The 24,666-nt window shown below is 64.4% G+C and carries 24 protein-coding genes; 15 read left to right on the top strand and 9 right to left on the bottom strand.

What is annotated here, in order from left to right; all coding sequences use genetic code 11:
- Positions 1–38: 38 nt before the first annotated feature.
- On the bottom strand, positions 39–920 hold the full coding sequence (locus tag K7W42_RS09670; RefSeq protein ID WP_224574293.1) for an alpha/beta fold hydrolase: 882 nt from the start codon (positions 918–920) through the stop codon (positions 39–41).
- A gap of 215 nt (positions 921–1,135) precedes the next feature.
- On the opposite strand from K7W42_RS09670, the gene K7W42_RS09665 reads away from it, so the two are divergent.
- The 3 genes from K7W42_RS09665 to K7W42_RS09655 all read left to right on the top strand — a co-directional run bounded on the left by K7W42_RS09665 (position 1,136) and on the right by K7W42_RS09655 (position 5,698).
- Positions 1,136–1,678, top strand: coding sequence for a CGNR zinc finger domain-containing protein (locus K7W42_RS09665; RefSeq protein WP_224574292.1), 543 nt, complete (start codon positions 1,136–1,138; stop codon positions 1,676–1,678).
- A 331-nt stretch (positions 1,679–2,009) separates the two neighbouring features.
- A complete protein-coding gene (locus K7W42_RS09660) occupies positions 2,010–3,269 on the top strand; it encodes a M12 family metallopeptidase (protein WP_224574291.1) in 1,260 nt (419 codons plus the stop codon).
- A gap of 272 nt (positions 3,270–3,541) precedes the next feature.
- Positions 3,542–5,698: a PAS domain-containing sensor histidine kinase gene (locus K7W42_RS09655; protein WP_224574290.1), complete on the top strand. Its 2,157-nt coding sequence runs from the start codon at positions 3,542–3,544 to the stop codon at positions 5,696–5,698.
- A gap of 185 nt (positions 5,699–5,883) precedes the next feature.
- Here the strand turns inward: K7W42_RS09655 and K7W42_RS09650 are convergent, their stop codons facing one another.
- On the bottom strand, positions 5,884–6,042 hold the full coding sequence (locus K7W42_RS09650; protein ID WP_157461094.1) for a hypothetical protein: 159 nt from the start codon (positions 6,040–6,042) through the stop codon (positions 5,884–5,886).
- A 197-nt stretch (positions 6,043–6,239) separates the two neighbouring features.
- Between K7W42_RS09650 and K7W42_RS09645 the strand changes: the two genes are divergently transcribed.
- Together K7W42_RS09645 and K7W42_RS09640 are read left to right on the top strand one after the other, a co-directional pair.
- Entirely contained in the window at positions 6,240–6,947 is a 708-nt protein-coding gene (locus tag K7W42_RS09645) for a phosphatase PAP2 family protein (protein WP_224574289.1), read from the top strand.
- Between the two features lie 740 nt (positions 6,948–7,687).
- On the top strand, positions 7,688–9,493 hold the full coding sequence (locus K7W42_RS09640; protein ID WP_224574288.1) for a putative bifunctional diguanylate cyclase/phosphodiesterase: 1,806 nt from the start codon (positions 7,688–7,690) through the stop codon (positions 9,491–9,493).
- Between the two features lie 5 nt (positions 9,494–9,498).
- Here K7W42_RS09640 and K7W42_RS09635 read toward each other — a convergent pair whose 3' ends face one another.
- The 3 genes from K7W42_RS09635 to K7W42_RS09625 all read right to left on the bottom strand — a co-directional run bounded on the left by K7W42_RS09635 (position 9,499) and on the right by K7W42_RS09625 (position 12,682).
- Entirely contained in the window at positions 9,499–10,506 is a 1,008-nt protein-coding gene (locus K7W42_RS09635; protein WP_224574286.1) for an HD domain-containing phosphohydrolase, read from the bottom strand.
- Positions 10,507–10,792: 286 nt separating this feature from the next.
- The gene (locus tag K7W42_RS09630) at positions 10,793–12,205 is read right to left on the bottom strand and encodes an aspartate kinase (RefSeq protein ID WP_224574285.1); all 1,413 of its coding nucleotides are present in this window, start codon (positions 12,203–12,205) and stop codon (positions 10,793–10,795) included.
- A 162-nt stretch (positions 12,206–12,367) separates the two neighbouring features.
- Positions 12,368–12,682 carry a hypothetical protein gene (locus K7W42_RS09625; protein WP_224574283.1) on the bottom strand — a complete coding sequence of 105 codons (315 nt, stop codon included), beginning with the start codon at positions 12,680–12,682 and terminating at the stop codon, positions 12,368–12,370.
- Between the two features lie 219 nt (positions 12,683–12,901).
- On the opposite strand from K7W42_RS09625, the gene K7W42_RS09620 reads away from it, so the two are divergent.
- Entirely contained in the window at positions 12,902–13,447 is a 546-nt protein-coding gene (locus K7W42_RS09620) for a YceI family protein (protein ID WP_224574281.1), read from the top strand.
- 283 nt (positions 13,448–13,730) lie between these two features.
- Positions 13,731–13,889, top strand: coding sequence for a hypothetical protein (locus K7W42_RS09615; RefSeq protein WP_224574279.1), 159 nt, complete (start codon positions 13,731–13,733; stop codon positions 13,887–13,889).
- On the opposite strand, the gene K7W42_RS09610 is transcribed toward K7W42_RS09615, so the two are convergent.
- Together K7W42_RS09610 and K7W42_RS09605 are read right to left on the bottom strand one after the other, a co-directional pair.
- Positions 13,886–14,308: a hypothetical protein gene (locus K7W42_RS09610; protein ID WP_224574277.1), complete on the bottom strand. Its 423-nt coding sequence runs from the start codon at positions 14,306–14,308 to the stop codon at positions 13,886–13,888. The two genes, K7W42_RS09615 and K7W42_RS09610, sit on opposite strands and share 4 nt — an antisense overlap.
- Before the next feature lie 11 nt (positions 14,309–14,319).
- Positions 14,320–14,769 (bottom strand): DUF6010 family protein, encoded by a 450-nt coding sequence (locus K7W42_RS09605; RefSeq protein ID WP_224574276.1) that lies wholly within the window; start codon positions 14,767–14,769, stop codon positions 14,320–14,322.
- An 80-nt stretch (positions 14,770–14,849) separates the two neighbouring features.
- On the opposite strand from K7W42_RS09605, the gene K7W42_RS09600 reads away from it, so the two are divergent.
- The 6 genes from K7W42_RS09600 to asnS all read left to right on the top strand — a co-directional run bounded on the left by K7W42_RS09600 (position 14,850) and on the right by asnS (position 21,363).
- Positions 14,850–15,449: a TetR/AcrR family transcriptional regulator gene (locus K7W42_RS09600; protein ID WP_224574274.1), complete on the top strand. Its 600-nt coding sequence runs from the start codon at positions 14,850–14,852 to the stop codon at positions 15,447–15,449.
- A 195-nt stretch (positions 15,450–15,644) separates the two neighbouring features.
- Positions 15,645–16,637 (top strand): type I glyceraldehyde-3-phosphate dehydrogenase, encoded by a 993-nt coding sequence (gene gap, locus K7W42_RS09595; protein ID WP_157461077.1) that lies wholly within the window; start codon positions 15,645–15,647, stop codon positions 16,635–16,637.
- 88 nt (positions 16,638–16,725) lie between these two features.
- Positions 16,726–17,898 (top strand): phosphoglycerate kinase, encoded by a 1,173-nt coding sequence (locus tag K7W42_RS09590; protein ID WP_224574272.1) that lies wholly within the window; start codon positions 16,726–16,728, stop codon positions 17,896–17,898.
- A gap of 74 nt (positions 17,899–17,972) precedes the next feature.
- A complete protein-coding gene (locus K7W42_RS09585) occupies positions 17,973–19,007 on the top strand; it encodes a GNAT family N-acetyltransferase (RefSeq protein ID WP_224574271.1) in 1,035 nt (344 codons plus the stop codon).
- Positions 19,008–19,009: 2 nt separating this feature from the next.
- Positions 19,010–19,741 (top strand): triose-phosphate isomerase, encoded by a 732-nt coding sequence (tpiA, locus tag K7W42_RS09580; RefSeq protein ID WP_224574269.1) that lies wholly within the window; start codon positions 19,010–19,012, stop codon positions 19,739–19,741.
- Positions 19,742–20,019: 278 nt separating this feature from the next.
- Positions 20,020–21,363, top strand: a complete 1,344-nt coding sequence (gene asnS, locus K7W42_RS09575) for an asparagine--tRNA ligase (RefSeq protein ID WP_224574267.1) — start codon at positions 20,020–20,022, stop codon at positions 21,361–21,363.
- 56 nt (positions 21,364–21,419) lie between these two features.
- Here the strand turns inward: asnS and K7W42_RS09570 are convergent, their stop codons facing one another.
- Both K7W42_RS09570 and K7W42_RS09565 read right to left on the bottom strand, forming a co-directional pair.
- Positions 21,420–21,830: a DUF2382 domain-containing protein gene (locus tag K7W42_RS09570; protein ID WP_224574265.1), complete on the bottom strand. Its 411-nt coding sequence runs from the start codon at positions 21,828–21,830 to the stop codon at positions 21,420–21,422.
- A gap of 42 nt (positions 21,831–21,872) precedes the next feature.
- Complete coding sequence (locus K7W42_RS09565; protein ID WP_224574263.1) at positions 21,873–22,775, bottom strand: PRC and DUF2382 domain-containing protein; 903 nt, start codon at positions 22,773–22,775, stop codon at positions 21,873–21,875.
- A gap of 173 nt (positions 22,776–22,948) precedes the next feature.
- On the opposite strand from K7W42_RS09565, the gene K7W42_RS09560 reads away from it, so the two are divergent.
- Positions 22,949–23,851 (top strand): PhzF family phenazine biosynthesis isomerase, encoded by a 903-nt coding sequence (locus K7W42_RS09560; RefSeq protein WP_224574260.1) that lies wholly within the window; start codon positions 22,949–22,951, stop codon positions 23,849–23,851.
- Positions 23,852–23,869: 18 nt separating this feature from the next.
- Entirely contained in the window at positions 23,870–24,664 is a 795-nt protein-coding gene (locus K7W42_RS09555; RefSeq protein WP_224574258.1) for a Cof-type HAD-IIB family hydrolase, read from the top strand.
- Positions 24,665–24,666: the final 2 nt, after the last annotated feature.

Raw genomic sequence — 24,666 nt, 5'->3', positions numbered from 1 at the left:
ACTCCGGGCCTGACTCGGCGCCTCTGCTGAACGGCGCCTTAACGGGGTTCTGTGACCAGCACCCGCTCCAGAAAGTTGGCGATGAGCTGGGCAATCAGCTCAACGTCTTCTTCCAGCGCGAAGTGACCGGTATCGAGAAAGTGCACTTCAGCGTCAGGCACGCCTTGCTGGAGGCGCTCAACGCCTGCCACGGTAAAGAGCGGATCTCCCTGGCCCCAGGTCACCAGCACGGGTGGACGGGCTGTTCGGAGATACTCGTGCCACTCCCCGTAGCGGGCAAGATTCGTGTAGTAGGTCGCTTGCAATTCCAGCTGGATGGCCGCGTTGCCAGGCCGCGCCAACCGGGCCTGATCATGGGTCCAGGCATCTGGATTGAGGCTTTCGGGATGGCGCGCGCCGGTCAGGTACTGGTCACGTATGCCCTCAGGACTAAAACTGCGCAGCACAGGCGCTTCCGTGGCACTGGTGCGGCTCTGCCAGAGAGGCTGCAGGGTCTGGAGAAACAATTCGCTGAGGCCTTCGGTATAGGCATTGGCATTCTGAAGAATCAGGGCTTCAATGCGTTCAGGGTGACGGGTGGCCAGACGGAACCCCACAGGGCCGCCGTAATCCTGCAGGTACAGGCTGTACCGGGTCAGGCCCATGGCGTCGAGGAAAGCCTGGGTCACGTCGGCCAGGTGATCAAAGGAATACTCGAAGGCATCTGGGGCAGGAGCGTCGCTATAGCCGAAACCGGGATAGTCGGGGGCAATCAGGTGATACCGGTCAGCCAGTCGGGGCAGGAGCTCACGGAACATGTGCGAACTAGACGGGAAGCCGTGCAGAAGGATTAGGGGCGGCGCGTCAACAGGCCCTGCTTCCCGGTAGAAGAGGGTCAAACCGTTGACTGAGATGGTGCGGTGCTGTGTCAGAGGCAACATGTGGACTCCTGGAGCGTAGAGCGAGCAAGAGACGAGGGACGCAGATGAGAGGAAGGCCCAGAATTGAGGCGAGTCGCTTCGCTGCTGGGATCAAAAACTCATGTAACCACTCAAATAACTTTAGGTGGTTAGAGAAACTGTCACATCAGAGCAACTCCTTGTCAACCACTCAAAGCTAAACAAGGGGTTAGAATCTAGAGGAGTAAACTGTCTAGGTGTTTGCCCGCCCTCTCCGCGACGAGCCACTGGCTCTTGATCTGCTCAATACCCAGTGGATAGAGAACGGCGCGCTGCAAGATGCCCTGCTCACCCTTGAAGGGACACGTGAATGGCTCATTGAATGCCAGCTCTGGAACGACGATATGCCGCTCGCCCCTGCACGCCAGCAGCTGCTCCAGGTCCGCCAGGCCATCCGGGCGTTTCTCCAGGGGGATACCACGACCCACCGCGAGACGCTCAATGCACAGCTGCGGGCCGGGCACTGGCAGGCGCAGTTCGACCTGGACGGGCCTAGCCTGCAGCTCATCGTTTCCGCAGACCAGCGGCCCGCGTACCTTGCCGTGTACAACCTCTTTGAACTGCGCCGAGACGCACCGCAACGCATTAAGCAGTGTGCAGCTTCAGACTGTATTCTGTACTTCTTCGATACTAGCCCCAAGAATGCCCGCCGCTGGCACGATATGAAAACGTGCGGGAACCGGGTGAAAGCGGCCCGGCATTACCGCCGCCGTCACCCGGCTGCGCACAAGGACGACTGACGGTTGACCATGGCTTGAGAGGCTCCTTAGCCTCTCACTCGCAGTTCAAGCACTCTACCCAGAACAGGGAAAAGACGATGGGCCACAGCGGATGGTCCACATTCCACTAGCATCTAGGGACCTCATTGCTCAGCCAACCGCTCAAAGCCTGACCATTCGATGGTGATGGGTTGGGCCAGTTTAACTGGACACCTACCCCTGACTAGACCACCCAGTGAACCAGATGTGTCACGATGCGGGCCAACACCACAGTCCAGCGCGCACGCCGTTACGCCAGCCGGGGCGACGGTTTGGTCTGCCTGACACTTCCACCAGCCTTCTGGAGGCCACCATGAACCATGTCCTTGCTGCCGCCCTGACCTTCACCACGCTGACCCTGCTGGCCAGCTGCGCCGAGCAGACGCCGGCCCCAGCGGCCGCCCAGACCCCCGGCGCCAGCCAGAATGCGTCTGGCCCCACGTTTGCCCTGGACCTGCGCCAGACGCCGCTGGCTGACCTGACCGACGCTCAGCGCACCCGACTGGGGCAGGACGCCGCCGTGGAAGTGACCCTGCGGGACGGCACCACGGTCATGTACCGCAATGTCGGCGGCCATATGGTGCTGGACGGTGACATGCTGCTGGACCGCTCAGAGAACGCTGTGCGGGTACTGGAACGGCTGAACAAGTCGGCCGGGATGCTGTCGGGCCAGAGCCTGTCGCGCTTTGCGGCAGGCGGGGGCAACTGGTCGGGCAAGACGGTATCGTACTTCTGGCGCCAGGGCGGGCTGACCAGCACGCAGGCGGCCGCCGTGAACGCCGCTGTCGAACGCTGGAACGCACAGGCGGGCACGACGCTACGCTGGGTGTGGAACCCGAACGCCGCCAACAAGGTGGAGTTTGTCGTGGGCGGCGGCGGCTGCGGGTCGTCCTATGTGGGGTCCATTGGCGGCACCCAGACGCTGACCATCGCGCCCAACTGCTTTACCAACAGCACCATCATTCACGAGATGGGCCACGCCTCGGGCTTTCACCATGAACACCAGCGCTGCGACCGCGACAATTACATCACGGTGGGCAGCAACTACGTGGGCGACACCACGAACTTCGGCAAGACCTGCAACGCCTACACGCACGGCCCCTACGACTACGACTCGGTGATGAACTACTTCCCGCCGTACATCTATGCGCGCAGCCAGCCGGTGGGCCAGTACAACGGCACGCCCGCCAACCTGGGCAAGGCCACCGAACTCAGCCGGGGTGACCTCTTCGCCCTGCAGGCCATCTACCCCGGCGGGACCACGCCGCCCACCCCCACGCCGGGCCGCACCTACACCGGCACCCTCAACCAGGGCGCCGCTACGGTTCAGCCGGGCTCATCGGGCTTTTCCTACGCAGGCGGCGCCCTGAAAGGCGAGTTGACCGGGCCGGCCGGCAGTGACTTTGACCTGTACCTACAGCGCTGGACCGGCTCGGCCTGGGCCACGGCTGGGCAGAGCACCAGCCCGAGCAGTCAGGAAACCGTGTCGGTCACGGCATCTGCGGGCACCTACCGCTGGTACATCTACAGCTACAGCGGCAGCGGCACCTACAAGCTGGTCGAAACGAAGTAAGGCGGCGGCGGGGCGGGCCAGGTCGGAGACTCCATCGACCTGGCCCGCCCCGCGACGTTCCTTTTCGTAACCTGATGACAGGCGCCTGGTAGACGCTGATCCGTCCATAGAGAACACCCCGTGCGGGCTGACGCCAGGCACCGGACACCGGGAGGCGATGTCACACCACGCAGCGCTGGCACGATCGCTCCCGCACTGCACAGAGCATTCCCCGGTTCCGGTATTCTTCAGAGAATGCTTCGCCTCACGTCGCTTGCTACCCGTTCTCCGCTATGACGTCCGCTGCCGAGGTGCGGCTGACCCCAGGGCAGTTGCAGACCATCATTGACGCGAGCGGCGACTGCATCAAGGTGCTGGGCCTGGACGCCCGGCTGCTCACCATGAACCTGGGCGGTCAGCAGGTCATGGAGATTGACGACTTCCAGCAGTGCCAGGATGTCCTGTGGACTTCCTTCTGGGAAGGCGAAGCGCAGGCTCAGGTCGAGGCCGCCCTGGACGCCGCCCGGGCCGGGCAGACCACCACCCTTGAGGCCCCGGCCCGGACCTTTGCGGGCACGCCCAAATGGTGGAGGCTTTCGGTGTCCCCCCTGCGGGACGACCACGGGCACATCACCCACCTGCTCGCCATGTCCAGCGACATCACGGCGCGTAAAACGGCCGAGGAAGACCGTCAGGCCAGCCAGGCCGCCCTGCACCACCACGCGTCCACGTTAGAGCAGCAGGTGCGTCAGCAGACACAGGCGCTGGGCGCCTTCGTCACGTTCACGACCGCTGTGGCCAGTTCCACAGACCTGAAGGTGCTGGGGGCAGCGGCCACACAGATTCTTCAGGACACGGTTGAGGGCGCCATCAGCGGCTTCTATCTGGTTCAGGGCGACACCGCCTTGCCCCTGACGTTCTCCGCGAACACGCCTCCTGAGGTCGTTGCCGCACGCCAGGCTGGGGTGCCCCTTAGGACGCCGCTGGCCGCTGAAGCCTTCAGGACCGGGCAGACGACCTTTGCCACCGGCGCGCAGGGCCGGGCCCAATCGGTGGGCCACAGCACAGCGCTGAGCATCACGCCCTATCTTGCGCAGGGCCAGCCGTTTGCCTTCCTGGCGACGGGCAGCACCCGGCCTCTCTGGACAGAGCAGGAACAGGCGACCATCGCCTCGGTGGGTCAGGGCCTGGGGCTGGCACTGGAACGGGTGCGGCAGGCCCAGGTGCTTGAAGAGCGCGCGGTGGCGCTGGACGCGTTCGTCAGCTTTACCGAGGCCGTGGGGGTAGAAACGGACCTGCACTGCCTCGCTCGGCAGGCGGTGGCAGTGGTCCAGGCGCACCTAAGCGATGTCAGCGTGGCCTACTACGAACTGAAGGAAACAGCCTGGAAAGGGGTGGTGTGGTCCGCCGACGTGAGTCCTGAGGTCGTGAAACAAATGCAGGCTGGGGTCCCGCTGGACGCCCCGGACTTCGCCGAAGCGGTCCGCACAGGTGGGCCGGTCTTTGTGCAGGGCTGGGCGGCCGAAGACAATTCGCTCTCGGCAGCCAAGGTGTACGGGGCCGCCGGTTTCGTGCCGCTGCTGATCGGCGGAGAGGTCCGGGCCATCTTTGCGGTGGGGAAACGGGCGGCCAAGCTCTGGCCGGCGCAGGACCAGGCGATTGTGCGGGCGGTGGTGCGAGGCCTGAGCCTGGCCGTCGAGCGCGCGGTGCAGGCCCAGCAGCTGACGCAGCAGCGGGACGCACTGAACCGCCGCACACAGGACCTGGAGGAAGCCAACGCCGAACTGGAGTCCTTTACCTACTCGGCGTCGCATGACCTGCGCACCCCCGTTCGCCACGTCATGGCGTTTGCCGACTTGGCGCAGCGCGGCCTGGACAAAGGACAGCTCGACAAAGTGCCCCGGCACCTTCAGGTCGTTAAAGAGGGGGCCGCCCGCATGAGCACCCTGATTGACGGAATGCTGGTCCTGTCCCGGTCCGGTCGGCAGTCGCTCCGGCGGGAAGCCGTTGAGCTGAGCGCGTTGGTCAAGCAGGCCCAGCAGGACGCTGCGGCAGAGTATCCGGCGCAGGCCCCACGGTGGCATCTGGGGCCGCTGCCGGTGGTGCAGGGGGACCCGGGGCTCTTACAGCAGGTGATGACGAATCTGGTCAGCAACGCCGTGAAATATGCCAGTTCCCGGCCAGTGGCCGAGGTGCGTATCTGGGCGGAGGAGCACCCTGACGCCGTGCAGGTCTGGGTGCAGGACAACGGCGTGGGCTTTGACCCCAGATACGCGGACAAGCTGTTTGGTCTGTTTCAACGGCTGCATGCTCATGAGGCGTTTCCCGGCACCGGGATTGGCCTGGCCACCGTGCGGCGCATTGTCACGAGGCATGGGGGGCAGGTCATGGCCCAGAGTTCCGGCACGGACGGGGCCACCTTCGGCTTCACCCTCCCCAGGCACCGCTGAAGCCCCGGCCTACAGGAACGCTACTTGGCAAGGGGCCAGAGCCGGTAGCGAACTGCCGGATCAGCCCTTGCCGTTTTCCAGGGACACCCCAGCGCGTCCCTTGGGCGTCTCACCCCTCTGGCCCACCAAAAACTTCGCCGCTCCTCTTCACGAAGAAGGGAGCGGCGAGTGGATGTGGGCGGGCCTCACGCGGGGCGCAGGCGGCGCAGCAGGGCCAGCAGGTTCAGGTGGGGACGAGGGGCGCGGGCAGAGCGGCTGGCGGCCTGCACCTGCCGGGCCAGGCGGTCCTGGGCGGCTTCCCGCAAGAGGTCGTGGGCGTGAAGGTGAATCGGGTACTGATGCATCTGGGGCTCTCCGCCAAGGCCCGCGCCGCTGCCTCTTTGGCAGCCATTCGGCCAGCGCGTTCCTTGTGCCCTTATGGTGCGGCCTGACCCCCAGGGCGCACATGCGGCACCTGACGCAGCGGCCCATGCGCCAGCGTGCCTAGCGGCATTAAGCATCCGGCAACGCGGCGCAGGCGGCAGGCGGCTGTAATAGAAGGATGCTTGCCCGCGTGCGCCAGGAATTTCTGCCTTTTGTGCGGCACCACTGGCGCTCCCTGCTGCTGCTGCTTTTGGGGGTCCTCGGGCCGCTGCTGCTGTTTACCGAACTGGCCGAGGAGGTGCTGGAAGAAGGCGGCTTTGCCTGGGACCAGGCGGTCCTCAGCTGGTACGCCGCGCAGCGCACGCCTACCCTGACGCGCGTGGCCGAGACGCTGGCGCAGATTGGGGGCGTGCAGGTGCTCCCCCTGATCACCCTGGCGATTGCCTGGTTGCTGGGGCAGGCGGACAGCGGGCGCGGCCGGGCCCACGGCTGGTTTCTCCTGACGGGCGTGATGGGCGCGACTCTGCTGAACGTGGTGGCGAAGGTCATTTTTCAGCGCCCCCGACCCGACGAGATGGTGGCCGTCCTGACCGAACCGGGCTACAGCTTTCCCAGCGGGCACGCCATGGCCAACGCCGCTTTTGGCATGGCCCTGACACTGGTGTTCTGGCGGTCGCGGGCCGGCTGGCCGGTGGCCGTGTTTGGGGCGCTGTGGGCGGTCGCTGTAGGCACCAGCCGGAATTACCTGGGCGTCCACTACCCGTCAGACGTGCTGGCAGGAATTACAGCCAGCAGCGTCTGGGTGGCGGGCCTGTACATCCTGATGAGTCGCCGCTGGCCGGGGCTGCGCCAGTCGCCCGGTGGGCAACGCGATACCCGAACGTGAGCCCGCTGAGGAGGGGAAACGGCACCTCACCGATCCTGCGACAGATGCCGGTTGAGCAGTTCTGGCCGCTGAATCCTGGCGAAGACCAGAGGGCGGAGAGGTCAAGGCGTCCTCCTCGCGGCGCAGCGCTGCACAGCTGAGGACAGCAAGGGACGTACTGCAAGTGGAGCGGCGGAGGTTTGAGCCACAGGCTTATCAGTCCGCTGGTGCCGTTGGCACCTGGACTGGACCTGTTTTGACTGCCGAGCCCGTCAAGGCAGTGCTCCGAACAGCACCCGTATGAGGTCTGACTGCTGCTGAACCTGGGTGGTGCAGCGGGCTGCAGCAACACGGAGTAGCGCTCAGAGAGTCAAAGGGCAAAATCTACCCTTCAGGGAACACTGATGGCGGCAGAGCCTTCAGTCAGACACACCTTACCCACCTAACCAGGCGAAAGTGCCAGAATCCCCTTCACAGACGGTGAGCCCATCCTGCGCCAGTTATGGTGAACCTCCTGAAGATAAACAGGGCTTTGCCTTGAGCATGGACTTGCACCCACTTAGATAAATGGGCCACCACCTGCTTCGTACCGCCTGAGCAGAACGCCACCCTTAGACTTCCGTATCCCAGGCGGCGTGACTGAAACGCTGAAGGTCACGGGAGAAAATTCAGCTCAGAGACTGACAGCAGGAGAGGAGCAGAGCCTCATCTCCAGTTCCACCTCACGAGCCGCTCCCTTGCAAGAGAGGAAAAGGAACAGCGTGAAGCCCCCAGAGCACCCACATGAACCAGACCGACTTGCCGCGCTCTACCGCTATCACGTGCTCGACAGTCTTCCTGAACCGGCCTTTGACCGCATCACCCGCCTTGTTCAGCGGTTCCTGAATGTTCAGATTGTCATCATCAATTTTGTCGCGGCGCGGCGCACCTGGCTCAAATCCGGTGCTGGAACGAACATCCACGAAATGGACCGGGAGAGCGTCTGCTGCGGAGAAACCGTTCAGCGCGGCGCCGCTTTTACAGTTGAGAACCTGCACGCCAGTCCACGTTTTCAGAACGATCCGATGGTGAAATTCGAGGGTGCCTGCTCTTACGCAGGTGTGCCCCTGACGACGCCAGACGGGTTTCATATTGGCAGCCTCGCCGTGTACAACAGGCGCCCCCAGATCTTGACAGCGGATGACCTGAAGTTGCTTGAAGACCTGGCAGCCATCGTCATGGATGAACTGGAGTTGCGGCTCATCACGCTTGACTGGCAGGCTGCCCACGAACGCAGTGAGCATCTGGCGCACCATGACGCGCTGACAGGGCTGCCCAACCGGCTGCGGTTCCTCGACCGGGCTGAACAGGCGCTCCAGTTCGCGCGCCGTCACAAGACAGGGATCGGGGTCATGGTCCTGGATCTGGATGGGTTCAAGCTCGTGAACGATTCACTCGGTCATGACACAGGCGACGAACTTCTCAAGGCGGTGGCCCACCGGCTCTCTGGCCTGCTCCGTGCAGACGATCTGATCGCGCGCTTTGGTGGAGATGAATTCGTCCTTCTGATTCCCGGCGTCTATAAGAGTCTGCATGTCTCGCGGCTCGCACATGATGTTCAGCAGGCCCTGAGCCAACCGTTCCAGGTCCACGGACATGTGCTGAACCTGAGCTGCAGCGTTGGGGTCAGCCTCTATCCCACAGATGGTCAGGACACGAAAAGCCTCCTGCGCGCCGCCGACACCGCGATGTATCACGCCAAAGCGCTGGGCAAAGGGCAGTACCAGTTCTACCAGGCGTGCATGACCCAAGCAGCCCAGGAGAAATTGTCTCTGCGCAACCGGCTTGGCCAGGCCATCGAACAAGGGGAGTTGGAGCTCCACTATCAACCCCAGATCAATCTCCGCACGGGCCAGGTGGTGGGCATGGAGGCGCTGCTGCGGTGGCCCCAACGGGATGGCCGGTGGATCTCGCCGGCGGAGTTTATTCCCCTGGCAGAAGAACAGGGCCTGATTGTTCCGCTGGGCGAGTGGGTTCTGCACGAAGCCTGCGCCCAACTGGCTCAGTGGCGCTCCCAGCATTCACAGACCTGGCAGGTCTCCGTTAACGTTTCGGCCCAGCAGTGGCAGGATTCTGGTTTTCTCCAGATGATTCAACAGGTTCTTCAGGACACGGCCCTTCCGCCGGCCCAGCTGGTGCTGGAGATCACCGAGAGCGTGCTGCTCAAGGCTTCGCCGGAAGCATTCAAGCTCACAGAGGCCCTGACTTCTCTGGGCGTTCAGGTGTCACTTGATGATTACGGGACTGGCTTTTCCAACCTCAGTCAGTTGCAGCACCTTGAGATCAGTCAGCTGAAGCTGGACCGCTCCTTCGTCACACCTCTCCCAGGAGGTCACAAGGTGCTGGCCATGGTTCGGAGTGCGATTACGCTGGGTCATGGGCTCAACGTCTTTACGGTCGGAGAAGGCATTGAGACCCAGGCTCAGCTGGAGGCGCTCAAATCTCTGGACTGCGACATTGGGCAGGGCTTTTTTCTTGGTCGCCCTGTGTCTGCCGAAGAGTTCGGGCGGCGTTACTTGCCGGCCTAAGTGCGTCAGCCAGCAGTCGCCGGGCCGCCCTGAAGGGCATGGAGGAATGTGGCCACAATGTGGGGATCAAGTTGTCGCCCAGCCTCCGCCTGAAGGTAGTCGGCGGCCTGGGCCTGGGTCCAGGCCACCTTGTAAGGCCGTTCGCTTAACAGCGCGTCATAGACGTCAACGACTGCAAAGACGCGGGCGAGCAGTGGAATGGCTTCGCCGCTCAGGCCGCTGACATAGCCGCCGCCGTCCCAGCGCTCATGGTGAAACCGGATGAGTTCCAGAACCTCGGGCGGCACGAACCCGAGCGCCGCCGCAAAGCGTTCCCCCTCCAGCGTGTGGCTGCGCATCACTGCCCACTCCTGCTCGGTCAGTGGACCGGTCTTCAGGAGAATCGCGTCTGGAATGACCATCTTCCCAATGTCGTGCAGGTACGAACCCAGACGCAGCGTCTCAAGCTGAGCCCCGCTCAGCCCCAGGGCCTGTCCGAGCTCCAGGGCAAGGGCCATCACCCGGTCGGTGTGGCCCTTGGTCTCGCGGTCACGCGCTTCCAGAACGAGTCCCAGGGCGCGCACCGCCGCCTCACGCGCGTCGACGGCCTGCTGCTCGGCACGTTTCCGGTCGTCGATATCCGTACAGGTGCCGACCCACGCCAGCTGAAGCCCAAGGTCATCCGTCACCCGGACACCACGGGTCAGGAACCAGCGGTAATGCCCCGTCTGGCTCCGCAATCGGTACTCAATCTGGTAGTCCTGACCCTGCTCTACGGCCCGTTTCCAGACCGCGACCGTCCGCGCCTCATCGGCTGGGTGCACGGCTGCTTCAAACCCAAATCCCCGCGTTTGACCAATGACGCCCGTGTAGGCAATCCAGGCCCCATTGACGTGTTCCCACACGCCGTCTTTATTGGCGGTCCAGAGCATCACGGGCATCGCCTCCAGCAGATGCTGATACACGTGACTGGCCGGAGGCATTGGGTGGGCTTCCGCCGCTCCGTTGGATTGACCCACCATCAAATCAATCACAACCCGGCCCTGCTGGAGAGCGTTGCGACACTCCACGCTGGCCACTTCCGACCGTAGGCTTGCATGCTGTTCAGCTTAAAAGGGGATGACAGCAGCCGGATTTCCTCAGCATGAAGGCAACTCCTGAATTTTCACCTGCAAGAGACCAGATAGATGAAGGTTTCAAAAAGCGCAGTCGCATAAGCCAGCGGCACTACGGCTACCGGGACGTCATATCAGGCAGCCCGGAGATCAAGCTGCCTGGCGCATTCTCGTGGGTTGCCTAAAGTGCAGGTGCCAGAACCGCTCAACCAGCGGCGAGCGCAGGTTCGCCCAGGCCAAAGGCGTGGTGAACCGCCAGGGTGGCGGTGTCCACATGCCCGGCCTCGACGGCCACCGACACGTTCAGCTCGGAGCTGCCCTGCGAGATCATCAGAATGTTCACGTCCTGCGCCGCCAGCGCCGTGAACATGCGGGCCGAGACGCCCTTCTGGCCGCGCATCCCGCTGCCTACAATGGCCAGCACCGCCACGCCCGGCTGTTCCTCGACATGCAGTTCCAGACTGACCCCAGCGCGCAGGGCAGCCAGGGTGCGCTCGGCGTCGGCGGTTTGCACCGCCAAAGAGACGTTACTCATAGACGAACTTTGTGAGACCATCAGCAGGGTCACGTTTTCGCGGGCAATGGCGTCAAAGACGCTGGCAATCACTTCGGGAATCCCCAGCACCCCGGCACCGCTGACATTGACGATGCTCACGTTGCGAATGGCGGTCACAGCCTTGACCGGGTGACCTTCCTCGTCTCGCGGCTGGGCCTGCACCAGCGTGCCGGGAAAGTCGGGGTCGGCGGCACTTTTCACGCGCAGGGGAATGCCGCTGTCCTGCAGGGGCGTCACCGCCAGTGGGTGCAGCACCTTGGCCCCAAAGTAGGCCAGCTCCATGACCTCGCCGTAACTCAGAACTTCGATGTTGCGGGCGTCCTTGACCACGCGGGGGTCGGCGCTCATGACGCCGTCCACGTCTTTCCAGGCCCACACCTCGTCGGCGCCCAGGGCCTTGCCGACAATCGTGGCACTGAAGTCGGTGCCGCCGCGCCCCAGGGTGGTCATGGCCCCCTTGTCGGTTTCGCCCATGAAGCCCGCCACCACCGGGGTCACGCCCGCCGCAAGCAGGCCGCTCAGGCGGTCTTTGACCCGCTCGTAGGTACTGGGGAGAGGCTTGGCGTTGCCAAAGTGGCTGTCGGTCAGGATGCCGGCCTCGCCGCCCGTCAGGTGGTGGGCGCGCAGGCCGCCCTGCTCCAGGGCCAGGCTCATGAGGGGGGCCGACAGGCGCTCGCCAAACGCCACAATCAGGTCGCGGCTGCGCGGGGTCAGTTCGCGCAGCAGGTAGACGCCGTAGATGGCCTGGCGCAGGGTTTCGTGCATCTCGCGGATTTCTCGCACAGCGCTGCTGTCGGGGGCCGCGCCCAGCTCCTGGGCCGCTGCAAAATGCCGGGTCCGCAGCAGGGCAATCTCGTCGTTGGCGCTGGCGATGTCGCCGGACTGGGCGGCGTCGGCCAGTTTGAGCAGGCTGTTGGTCACGCCCGCCATCGCCGAGACGACAACCACCACCTTGATCCCTTCACGGAGGCTGCGCGCCGCCAGAGACGCGCTGTGGCGAATGGCGCGGGCGTCTTGCATATTCGTGCCACCAAATTTCATGACCAACAGCTCGGGCTTCATGGCACGCAGTATGCCGCGCCGTCTGCTGCGGAGCGGGGGGGGCGTCTGGGCAGATGTCTGGCACCTGACTTTCCCTACTCCCGGCTTCAGAAGACGGGCGCTTGCGCAAGCCAACTGGCCTTGATGGCCATGTGGGCTCACCAAGGCCAGTGCAGGCGGCGGTCAGTAGAAAACCAGTTCGCCTGCTGCGCCCAGTGGCTGCACCGCGTAGGTGTTCAGGGTGCCGCCGCTGGGGGCCGGGGCGCTGCTGGTCAGGCGCAGCTCGGCCAGCGGGAGCTTGCCCAGCAGCTGAGGCAGGTCGTGCGGCACAGAAGGCACGTAGTTGCGGGTGCAGTGCAGGGTCACGCGCTCCGAGGTCACGCTCTGCACTTCGCAGACCGGCTGAACCGTGAGACGAACCGGCGTGGACATCTGCCCGCTGCCCGCCAGGGCAACGCTCGACAGGACCAGAGACACCAAAGACAGGACGCGCTTCATACAACCTCCGTGAGGGACGCGGCCAGCCGGGGCAGGCACGCGGAGAATGGCCTCACGGTAGGCAATGGAGTGGCACAGTCACCTGTCAGAACAGAAGCTTCAGATGAACTTTTGTACGAAGTGGCCACGAAAGGTGAAAATTCTGACTTTGGGTTCATGGTCGCGCAGGCCGGGACGCAGGTTCACCTGTTCTTCACACGGCTGACTCAATATCGGCCTATGAAACGACTCTGGGCGGCAGGCACGGCGGCAGTTCTGATGGCGGGCGAGGCCCAGGGAGCGGCTTACCGGGCAGCCGACGGTCAGGCCAGTTTCACCCATACGGTGCGCCTGATTCCGGTGCGCGGCAACATCGCCGGAGTGACGGCCAGCGTGGAGCTGGACCCGGCGAATCTGGCGGCCACGACCGGCTCGGTGAAGGTGCCAGTCTCGGGCTTGAAAACGGGTATCGGCCTTCGTGACACCCATGCCAAGGGCGAGAACGCCCTGAACGCTGCCAAGTTTCCTAACGCCACCTTTGCCCTGGAAAAACTAACCGGCGGCAAGCTGGCCGAAGGGCAGACGCTGTCCACGACCGCCACCGGAAAATTGACGGTCAAGGGGACCACTAAGACCATCAGCGTGCCGGTCAAGGCCACCTTGCAGGGCGGCAAGGTGAATGTCAGCACCCAGTTCAAGTTCAATCCCTACGACTATGACGTGCGCTACCCCGGCAGCAGCGACTCGGTGACGGTGGACGTGTCCTTCACCCTGACCAAAGGCTGAGGACACTCGTGCGCCAGGCCGCTGCGCAGGCCCTGCTGCTCTCCTTGACCAGCGCATGGGCTACGCCTGTGCCCCGACTGGCTCTGGTGATGTTCGTGCCGTCCCCGGTCTCCACCTTGACCTGGGACAACATTCAGACGCGGCTGGTCAATCTGGGCCCTGGGCCAGTGACCCTTGAGCTGAGCTGTTTTACCATCACATACCGCTTGCTCACGCCGGAGAGCCGGGAGGTCTCTGCTTTCCCCGACCATGTGGCCTGTGCTGAAATCCAGAGCAGCTGCTCTTGCCGGCCCGGAGCGTGCGCGTGGAAGGCTTGCCGCCTGAAGTGACCGGTCTCCCCGATGGCCGCTACGTCCTGGAAGCAACTTTTAGGGTTGCCCCCTGGCACCTGACCCGCCGGGCCACGGTGCTGCTGCGTGGGGCCGTCCCCACTTCACCCTAACGCCGCAGCAGCACCGCCAGGTTGGTGCCCACCACCACGCAGTGCAGCATGGCCTGAGCCACCTGCGCCGAAACGGTCACGCCAGTAAACCGGGCCGAACGGGTGTAGCTCAGGCGCCAGGGCAGGTGAAAACTGGCGACCAGCAGGGCCAGGGCCAGCACCACCAGCACGGTCCACAGCGTCTTCTGGTCTTTAATGACAGTGCTCAGCAGCAAGTACCCCAGGGCACTGAGCAGCGACCCGCCAATGGCCCCTGACAGCAGCGGCAGCGGGCTGAGGGGCGGATAGCTGGGCGGCACGCCGGTCAAACGCACGAACACCTGGCCCAGCACCATCAGCAGTGGCACCAGAATCAGGCAGGCCAGCCCCAAGCGGCCCAGCAGCTCTGGAAAGGTCAGGGGCGCAAAAACGGTGTTCACAGCGGGCCTGTCTAGGGCCGGTGGGCACCAACACGGCGGCGCAGCCCCCCGAACACGGATGGTCCTCCGGCAAAGCACCACGCCGCGATGATGGGGTCGCAGACGGCACAGCCAAACGACGAGGTGGCCGAAAACGGCACGATAGGGTTGCCGTACAGGTAATGCAGCACGTCCCAGCCAGTGTGAAGCAGCCAGCCGGCGCCGATAAAGGCGTAACTGGTCAGCCCCCGGTACGCGCAGACCGTGACCAGCGCTGTAAAGGCCAACTCCCAGGCGCCAAAGCCGCCATTCAGGTAGGCCGCCCCCGCGCCAGCAATCATGACCGCGCTGAACTTCTGCCGCGCCGGTTCCCTGAGCAGCGAGGACAGCGAGATGTACAGCAGCCCAATCAGCACCGGGGCCAGCCAGTCAAGGGGCCCCAGCAGCTGCACTTTGGACATCAGCAGTTCGGTCCAGACCATATCGCTCCTTTGCTACTGGCCACAAAGCTAGGCCACCAGCAGATAAAACTTAGCACGACCGGTCGTGCTATTTTGAAGCGATGAATGTCCCTACATCTGGCAAAAGGGTGGCGCTGCTGCGGCAGGGGTTGGACCTGGTGACGGTCCACGGCTTTGCCGGGGTGAGCCTGGGCATGCTGGCCGAACACACAGGCCGGTCTAAAAGTGGGCTGTTCGCGCACTTTGGTTCCAAGGAGGACCTGCAACTGGGACTTCTGGACCAGACCTCGCGCGAGTTCGAGGCGGCGGTGCTGGAGGGGGCGCTGCGGGAAGCGCCGGGCCTCCCCCGGCTCGAACGGGCGGCGCGGCTCTGGCTGGGCTGGCCGGCCCGCGCGGGCCTGACCGGCGGCTGTCCGGTGGCGGCCGGCCTCTTTGAACTGGATGACCAGCCGGGGCCGCTGCGAGACCGGCTGCTGAACACCGAGCGCGAGTGGCGCGCGCTGCTGGCCACCTGGACGCGCGAAGCGGTGACACTGGGGCAGTTACGCCCTGACCTGGACCCCGAGCAGTTTGTCTGGGAACTGTGCGGCCTCTACCTCGCGCATCATGTGTCGCGCCGCTTTGTTCAGGACGAGGCGGCGGATGAGCGGGCCGAGCGGGCGCTGAGCGCTTTGCTGGCGCGTTCACGGCCAGCAGGGTAGGCGCCGTCGGAGTGGCCTGGGCTGAGGCGCCGGCCCCTTCACCCACCGCCGCCAGGCTGCTTGAACCGGGTCTAAGTTCCTGTTGGTGTCCAGAGGACACGAAATTGCCTTTCGGCATCAGGGGGTACACTGCGACATGCGAGGTCTCTGCTCTCCCCCACTGGGGGGGGTGGCCCTCACGACTGGAGGCACAGCATGAAAGTAGGGATTAACGGTTTCGGCCGCATTGGCCGTCTGGTGTTTCGTGTCCTGGAAGCGCGCGGCGTCGAAGTGGTGGCCATCAACGACCTGACCGACAACAAAACGCTCGCCACCCTCCTGAAGTACGACAGCACCGCCGGCAAGTTTGACGGCACCGTCGAGTACGACGAAGAGAGCCTGACCGTGAACGGCAAGAAGATTCACGCGCTGGCCGAGCGTGACCCGGCCAACATCAAGTGGGGCGAGCTGGGCGTGGACATCGTCATTGAGTCCACCGGCATCTTTACCAGCCGCGAGGGCGCCAGCAAGCACATTGAGGGCGGCGCCAAGAAGGTCATCATCACGGCGCCCGCCAAGAACGAGGACATCAGCCTGGTGCTGGGCGTGAACGAGGGCGACTACGACGCCAGCAAGCACAACATCATCTCCAACGCCAGCTGCACCACCAACAGCCTGGGCGCCCCCATGAAGCTGCTGGACGAGGCCTTTGGCATCGAAAAGGCCATCATGACCACGGTGCACAGCTACACGAACGACCAGCGCGTGCTGGACCTGCCGCACAGCGACCTGCGCCGCGCGCGCGCCGCCGCCGTGAACATCATCCCCACCTCCACGGGCGCCGCCAAGGCCGTGTCGCAGGTGTACCCCGCGCTGAAGGGCAAGTTTGACGGCACCAGCCTGCGCGTGCCCACCCCCACCGGCTCGATCAGCGACGTGGTGGTCATTCTGAAGCGCGACGTGACTGTTCAGGAAGTCAACGACGTGTTCAAGAAGGCCGCCGAGGGCAGCCACAAGGGCATCATCTCCTACACCGAAGACCCCATCGTGCTGGCCGACATTGTGGGCGACCCCCACAGCGCCATCATTGACGGCGGCCTGACGATGGCGATGGGCAGCCTGGTGAAGTTCTTCAGCTGGTACGACAACGAGTGGGGCTACAGCAACCGCATCGCCGACCTAGTGGAACTCGTTCAGCAAAAAGGCTGATGGCTGACGGCTGATGGTTGATGGTGGGGACCCTGGTCCTGTCACCATCAACCATCAGTTTTTGTCTCTCACTTTTTCCGGAGTAACCGTGCAAAACCTGAAAACCCTAGATGTTCGTGGCAAGCGCGTGCTGGTGCGCGTGGATTACAATGTGCCAGTCAAAGACGGCGCCGTGCAGGACACGACGCGCGTGACGGCCAGCCTGCCCACCCTGCGCGCGCTGCTGGACGCGGGCGCGCGCAATGTCATTCTGCTCAGCCACTTTGGCCGGCCCAAGAACGGCCCGGAAGACAAGTATTCCCTGAAGCCGGTGGCGCCCGTCTTGCAAGAGGCGCTGGGCCGCGACGTCACGTTCATTTCCGGCACCGCTGACAGCAGCGAGACGCTGGCCGCCGTGCAGGCGCTGCCTGAGGGCGCCGTGGCGCTGCTGGACAACGTGCGCTTCAGTGCCGGCGAGGAACAGAACGACGCGGGGCTGAATGAACGTCTGGCCCGGCTGGGCGACGCCTTTGTGCTGGACGCCTTTGGCAGCGCGCACCGCGCCCACAGCAGCGTCAGTGGGGTCGCGGGCCTGCTGCCCCACGCGGCGGGGCACCTGCTGCAAACCGAGGTGGACGCGCTGGGCCGGGTGCTGTCGGGCCAGGAGCGCCCCTACGTGGTCATCATCGGCGGGGCCAAGGTCAGCGACAAAATCAAGGTGATTGAAACCCTGCTGCCCAAGGTGGACCGCATGCTGATTGGCGGCGGCATGATGTTCACGTTCCTCAAAGCGCGCGGCGGGCAGATTGGGGCCAGCCTCGTGGAAGAGGATCAGGTGGAGTACGCCCGCAACCTGCTGGATACCTACGGCGACAAGTTGATGCTGCCCACCGACGCGGTGGCCGCCGACCGCTTTGCTGCTGACGCCCAGACGCAGGTGGTGCCCGCCGGGGCCATTCCAGACGGCTGGATGGGCCTGGATATCGGGCCGCAGACGCAGGCCGCCTATGCCGAGGCCCTGAAAGGCGCGAAAATGGTGTTCTGGAACGGCCCGATGGGCGTCTTCGAGTTCGAGGCCTTTGCTGCGGGCACGAATGCAGTGGCGGCGGCTGTGGGCAGCCTCAAAGACCAGGCCTACACGGTGGTGGGCGGCGGCGATTCGGTCAGCGCCATTAACAAGAGCGGCCGGGCTGACCAGATTGACCACATTTCCACGGGCGGCGGCGCCAGCCTGGAACTGCTGGAAGGCAAGGTGCTGCCCGGCGTCGAGGCGATGGGTTAGGCAACCTGTCCCCCCTTGGCACAGAACAATACAGGCCGGGTCTGCCACGGCCCATCACGCACAGGAGCGGCACCATGACGGCACAGGCCACGCAGCTGATCCACCGGTCCCAGCGTCAATTCACAGAGGCCTTTGCCCACCAACTGGTCGCGCACCTGAACCGCCTGCGCCAGGAAACGCACCCCGACGACCCACCCGTCAACCCTGAGCATGTCTGGGGCCAGATGCAGCACCTGCCACCCCTCCTGGAACTGGACCTCTGGACGGTGGAGGACAGCAGCGGCATTCACGCCCACGCGCGCACACAGCTGATGAACACAGAGGACAACCAGCATCTGGCCGACCTGGAACTGATGGTGGCCCCGGATTGGCGCGGGCGCGGAGTGGGCGGGTCGCTGCTGCGCCACGCGGCGCAGGCCATGCAGGCGCGCGGCCGGTCCCTGCTGCTGGCCCGCACCACCGACCGCGTGCCGGCGGGCGAGGCCTTCGCGGCGCACTGTGGGTTTACACCGGGCCTGGCCAATCACGAAAACCAGCTGCTGCTCTCTGATCTGCCGGGCGGCCTGCTGGAGCGCTGGACCACCCGCCCAGCGGACGGCTACACCCTGGAAGTCTGGGAAGGTGAGGTGCCCGAAGCGGACCTGGCCGCCTACGCGGCGCTCCTCAGCGTGATGAACAGCGCCCCACGGGGTGACCTGAAGGCCGAAGACACCACCGTGTCGGCGCAGGAGGTCCGCGAACTGGAAGGCCTGAGCCGCGCCGGTGGGCGGGTCAGCTTGACCGCAGTGGTACGTGCCCCCGACGGCACGCTGGCCGGCCTGAACGACCTGTCGTGGCGGGCGTCGCAACCGGGCATCGTGAGCCAGGGCAATACAGGGGTGCTGGCCGCCCACCGGGGCCACGGCCTGGGCCGCTGGCTCAAGGCCGCGAACGTTGCCCACCTGCGGCGCCTCAGCCCACAGGCCAGGGAAATTCGCACGCAGAACGCCGATAGCAACAGCGCCATGCTCAAAATCAACACCGAGATGGGCTTCCGGCCTTTTATGGCGACCACCATCTGGCAGGGCGAGATTGACACCATTCTTTCGCGCCTGCCCAGGGAGGACTGAAGATGCACAACCTGCTCGCACTGAACTGGAAAATGAACAAGACCCCCACCGAGGCCCGCGCCTGGGCGCAGGAACTGGGCGAGAAGCTGGAGGGCGGCGCGGCCGAACTGGCCGTCCTGGCCCCGGCGGTGGCCTTAAGCGCCCTGGCCGCCAACCTGCCTGCGGGGGTGGCCTTTGGTGGACAGGACGTGTCGGCCCACGAGAGCGGGGCATACACCGGTGAGGTCAGCGCCGCCATGCTCAAGGACCTGGGCGCCACCTACGTCATCGTAGGCCACAGCGAGCGCCGCGAGTACCACGGCGAAACAGACGCGGTGGTGGCGGCCAAGGCCAAACAGGCCCAGGCCAACGGCCTGATTCCGATTGTCTGCGTGGGCGAGGGCCTGGCTGTACGCGAGCAGGGCAAACAGGTAGCCTATACCCTGGCGCAGCTGAACGGCAGCCTGGCTGGCGTGGGCCCAGAAGTGGTGATTGCCTACGAACCCGTGTGGGCGATTGGCACCGGCAAGACGGCCACCGCCGAGGACGCCGAGGAACTGGCCGCCGCCATCCGCGAAGCCCTGCTGACGCGCTACGGCAGCGACGCAGATGAACTCCGGGTGCTGTACGGAGGCAGCGTTAAGCCGGACAACATCGCCAGCATTTGCGCCAAGCCGAATGTAAATGGCGCGCTGGTGGGCGGCGCCAGCCTCAAAGTCCCGGATGTTCTGGGCATGAGCGACGCCTTGAAGTAACAGCAGGTGGTGAGGGGCTCGGTGCATTTACTCAAAGCACCGAGCCCCTCAGAATTCATGGAAAAACATTGACCGTATTAAGTGAATAGTTTCACAATTATTCCAGATCGTGAATTTTTGGCCTCAATCGTGAATTTTTGGCCTCATCCGCATCATTCTCACTTGGCGCGAATAGCGAGAATACAGAAGACTCCTCCTAGCCCTTGACGAGAGTGAGAGTCCCACCACCAGCCTCGGCAGGCGCCTTCTCTGCAGCTCTGCCTATACTGAGCGCCGACATGAGCCTGTTTTCGACCATCCATGACCTCAAGCAGCATGTGGGGCAAACCGTTTCCCTCCACGCCTGGCTGACTGACAAAAGCGGCAAGGGCAAGATTCAGTTTCTGAAGCTGCGCGACGGCAGCGGCTTTGTGCAGGCCACCGTCTTTAAAGGCGACGTGACCGAGGACGTTTTCGAAGCGGCCAAGCGGCTGACCCAGGAACAGGCTGTGACTGTGACCGGCGAGGTGCGGGCTGATGAGCGCGCGCCGGGCGGCGTGGAGCTAAGCGTGCGTGGCCTCTCCCCCATCAGCGAGAACCACGCCGAGTATCCCATCACGCCCAAGGAACACGGCATCGAGTTTCTGATGGACCACCGCCACATCTGGCTGCGTCACCGCCGCCCCTGGGCGATTATGCGCGTGCGCGACTGCGTGCAGCGGTCCATCGTGGATTTCTTTCACGGGGAAGGGTTTATCCGCTTTGACGCGCCCTTTTTCACGCCCAATGCCGCTGAAGGCACCACCGAGCTGTTCGAGATTGACCTGTTCGGCGAGGACAAGGCGTACCTGAGCCAGACGGGCCAGCTGCACGCCGAGGCCGGCGCCTTTGCCTTTGGCAAGGTGTATACCTTTGGCCCCACCTTCCGCGCGGAAAAGAGCAAAACGCGGCGCCACCTGCTGGAATTCTGGATGATCGAGCCGGAGGTGGTCCCCAGCAATCACACCGAGAACATGGCTTTGCAAGAGCGCTTTGTCAGTTTTCTGGTGCGCCGCGTCCTGGAACAGTGCCCTGAGGAGCTGGCGCTGCTGGGCCGCGACGTGGGCAAGCTGGCCGGGGCTGCTGAGGGCATTTACCCGCGCGTGACCTACACCGAGGCGCTGGAGATTATTCGGCAGCACATCGAGAGTGGTGACCTGCCCGACAACGTGCAGGCCGACGTGCAGCCGGTGGACTGGGGAGACGACCTGGGCGCCCCGCACGAAACGATTCTGGGTCACCACTTTGACCGCCCCGTGATCATTGAACGCTACCCGGCGGCCATTAAGGCCTTTTACATGCAGCCTGACCCCGAAGACCCCCGCGTGGCCCTGTGCGACGACATGATTGCCCCCGAAGGCTACGGCGAGATTATTGGCGGCTCCGAGCGCATTCACGACTATGAGCTGCTCAAGTCCCGAATCAAGCACGAAGGCCTGCCGCTCGAAGCCTTCGAGTGGTATCTGGACCTACGCCGCACGGGCTCCATGCCCCACGCCGGCTTTGGTATGGGCCTGGAACGGGTGATTGCCTGGATCACCGGCATTGACCACATCCGCGAGGCCATTCCCTTTCCGCGGATGCTCACCCGCATGCGCCCTTAAGCGGCAAAGACGAAGCCCCAGCGAACTTTTCCGCTGGGGCTTCGTTTTGTGGCTCTTCAGGTGCTGGCATCTGGAAGAAAGGTCTTTTCCTCCACTACCAGTTCTTCATACGCCAGTTGAAGGGGCACCGTCTCCTCGCGCACGAAGGTGTCTTTGAACACCCGGACTTCTTGCGTCTGGGCTACCACCTTATCTACTACGGCGCGTTCATCGGAGAGCAGCACCTCATAACTTTCGCCCGGAGCCAGGGTGCGGGTGCCGATTTGCACGGTGGGGGCACCCTCTACGGCGGTAATCACCAGAACCTCGGAGACAAGCTCCACGCGCACCGTTTCCTCGCGGACCCGGCGTTCACGGCGCAGCATCACTTGCCCCGTCGCCTCCCTAATCTTGCGGACCTCGGCACGTTCTTCACGCAGTTGCAGCACCCCTTCCAGGGCGCGGCTGACCTTCCGTTCTTCCTTCATAGGAAACGGGGGAAGAGCACAGTGGCCCTTCCCACACTCCTCTTAGCGGCGGTCAATCTTGCCGTCAAGGGGGTCCACGGCGTCTTTCACGGCGTCCACCGTGCGCTCGCCCAGGTTGCGGTCATCGCGCAGCGTGGTGCCCTCGGCGCCCTGCACCGCCACCTGACCGGACTGGTCTACGTCCAGCACTTCGCGGCCCACCGTCTCGCTGACGGTCTGCTGCTCGGTCACGGTGCGCTTGCCAATCTCGACCTCTTCAGTGACGTAGGCCTGCTTGCTCACGTCGGCACGCTCGGCTTCCAGGTCCACCCGGATGGTCTCGGTGCCGGCGCCCAGGGTCACGTTGCCGTCCACAGGCCGGGCATCCGTCACCACATGACGCTCGATGACGATCTCTTCGCGCTCCAGACCCACCGTGACGTTCTCGGTGCGGGTCTCGACGTGCTTCCCAATCTGCACCTGACCCGCGACGTAACGGTCCTTGTTAACTCGAAGGCGTTCTTCAAGGAGTTGCAGGCGCTGGGGCGTCTGGAACAGGGTATCTTCATCGCGGTAGATGAATTCGCCGGCGTTGGTCTGATGCTCAGCGTGGTCTACACCACGCAGAATGCGCTCGTCGCCCACCTGGGCGTCGTAGTCGTAGTCCTGACCAGCGACATAGCCGGACAGCCCCTTGACCTGATCTTTCGTCAGATTATCCAGGTAGACGCCGTCGTCTTCGATACGCGCCATGCCGACGGGCACCATGACTTCTTTGGCCGAGAACCAGCCGCCCACGTCCACAATCAGGTAACGAATCTGGCCACCGTCGTCGGTCAGGGCCTCGCGCACGGTGCCCACTTTCTCGTCCACCGCGTAGGCGTTGCGGCCCACAATGTCATAGGTATCGCCCAGGTCGTAGGAACGGTCGCGCACCAACTCGGAAACAGGAATCAAACGTGCCATAACAGCCTCCTTGAATGGGCTCACCCGGGAAGGGAATGAACTGGCCGGAGTGTGGCAGGGCAAACGCAAAGATTTTTACGACTCTGCTCAAGTCTTGGCCAAGAAGCAGATTGATGGAGATGCGCTTCAGATCCATTCAAGTGAGTCTTAAGGTGCTGGGATACAGTAGAGACATGATTGCCTATAGCGAGGTGAGTGCCTTCACCGAGACGCCAGGGCACGGCAACCGGGCGGGCGTGGTGCTGCGCGCCGGCGAACTGAGCCGCACAGACATGCAGGCCCTGGCGGCCCAGATCGGCGCGCCAGAGACGGTGTATGTCATGCGGCGCGAAGGGCAGATTCTGCGGGTGCGCTACTTTACGCCGACGCAAGAAGTAGATTTCTGCGGCCATGCCACCGTGGCCCTGGGCCTGACCCTGGCGCAGGCCGGCGAGTGGGACGGCACCTCTGTGCTGTACCTGGACACGCTGGCCGGGCGGGTGCCGCTGCGGCTGGACAGCGTGGTAGGGGTGCCGCAGCGGGTGTGGATGCAGCAACCGGCGCCCAGTTACCGCCCGCTGCCCCGCAGCATCCGCACTGAACTGGCCGAAGCCCTGGGCATTGACGCGCGCATGGTTCACCGGGGACTGCCGATGGCGGCGGCCAGCACGGGTCTCTGGAGTGTCTTTCTCCCGCTGCTCGACAGCGTGATTCTGGACGGCCTAGAGCCGGACCTGCCGCGGATTCAGGCCCTGACCGAGGCGCTGGGCGTGGTCAGCCTGTACGCCTACGCACCGATGGGCGTCAACCGTTTTGCGGCGCGGGACTTTGCCCCAGCCGTGGGCATTCCGGAAGACCCGGTGACTGGCAGCGCGGCCGGCGCTCTGATGGCGCTGCTGGCCAGCCAGGGCCGCCTGCCGGTGCGCGGCGAACGGGCCTGCGGCGTGGTGTATCAGGGGCACGCGCTGGGCACCCCCGGCGAGGTCGAAGTGGAACTGGAACTGCAGGGTGAGCGGGTCACAGCGGTGCATGTGGGCGGTCAGGCCACGGTGGAGCGCGAAGGCACCTGGGCACCCCGCCCGGTGGTGGGGCGGTAGCACTCTAGACTGCGCCCCATGCTTGGCCTGATTTGCATTGACGTGGACGGCACCCTGGTGGGCACGGGGAACATCATCCGGGAAGACGTGTGGGCGGCGCTCCAGACAGCCCGCGCGCAGGGGGTGCGGCTGGCCCTGTGCAGCGGGCGCCCGGCTTTTGGCAACGCCCGCGCCTACGCCGAGCGGATAGACGGGGACGGCTGGCATATTTTTCAGAACGGGGCCAGCATCGTCAACGTGAGCAGCGGCCACAGCCTCTCCGAGCCGTTTCCATCAGAAAGCCTGCCGGGCCTGCTGGCGCGGGCGCAGCAGGAAGACCGGCTGCTGGAGGTCTACACCGACCTGGACTTTGCAATCACCAAACCCGGCGACTACGCCGAACGCCACGCGCGGCTGCTGGGGGTGCCGTATCACCCCAAAGCGCTCAGCGACCTGAGCGGCGACGTGGTGCGGGTGCAGTGGGTGGTGGCGCGTGAGCAAGAAGCCGCCGTGACCGCTGCGCCCTACGAGGGGCTGAGCCTGCACCCAGCCGGCAGCCCGGTAATGCCGGACGCCATGTTTATCTCGGTCACGCGGGCAGGGGTGGGCAAGGGCAGCGCGGTGGCCCAGGTGGCGCGGGCCTACGGGGTGCCGCTGGACCGCGTGATGATGGTGGGGGACGGCGAGAACGACGTGACTGCCATGCGCGAGGTGGGGCATCCGGTGGCCATGGGCAACGCCGACGCCCCGGCCCGGCAGGCAGCGCGGCACTTTGTCGGCCATGTGGACGACGGGGGTCTGCGCGAGGCTGTGGAGCTGGCGCTGACCCTGTGACC

It is taken from the genome of Deinococcus betulae (assembly GCF_020166395.1).
GTDB lineage: Bacteria > Deinococcota > Deinococci > Deinococcales > Deinococcaceae > Deinococcus > Deinococcus betulae.
This window is presented reverse-complemented; position numbering and strand designations above follow the sequence as displayed.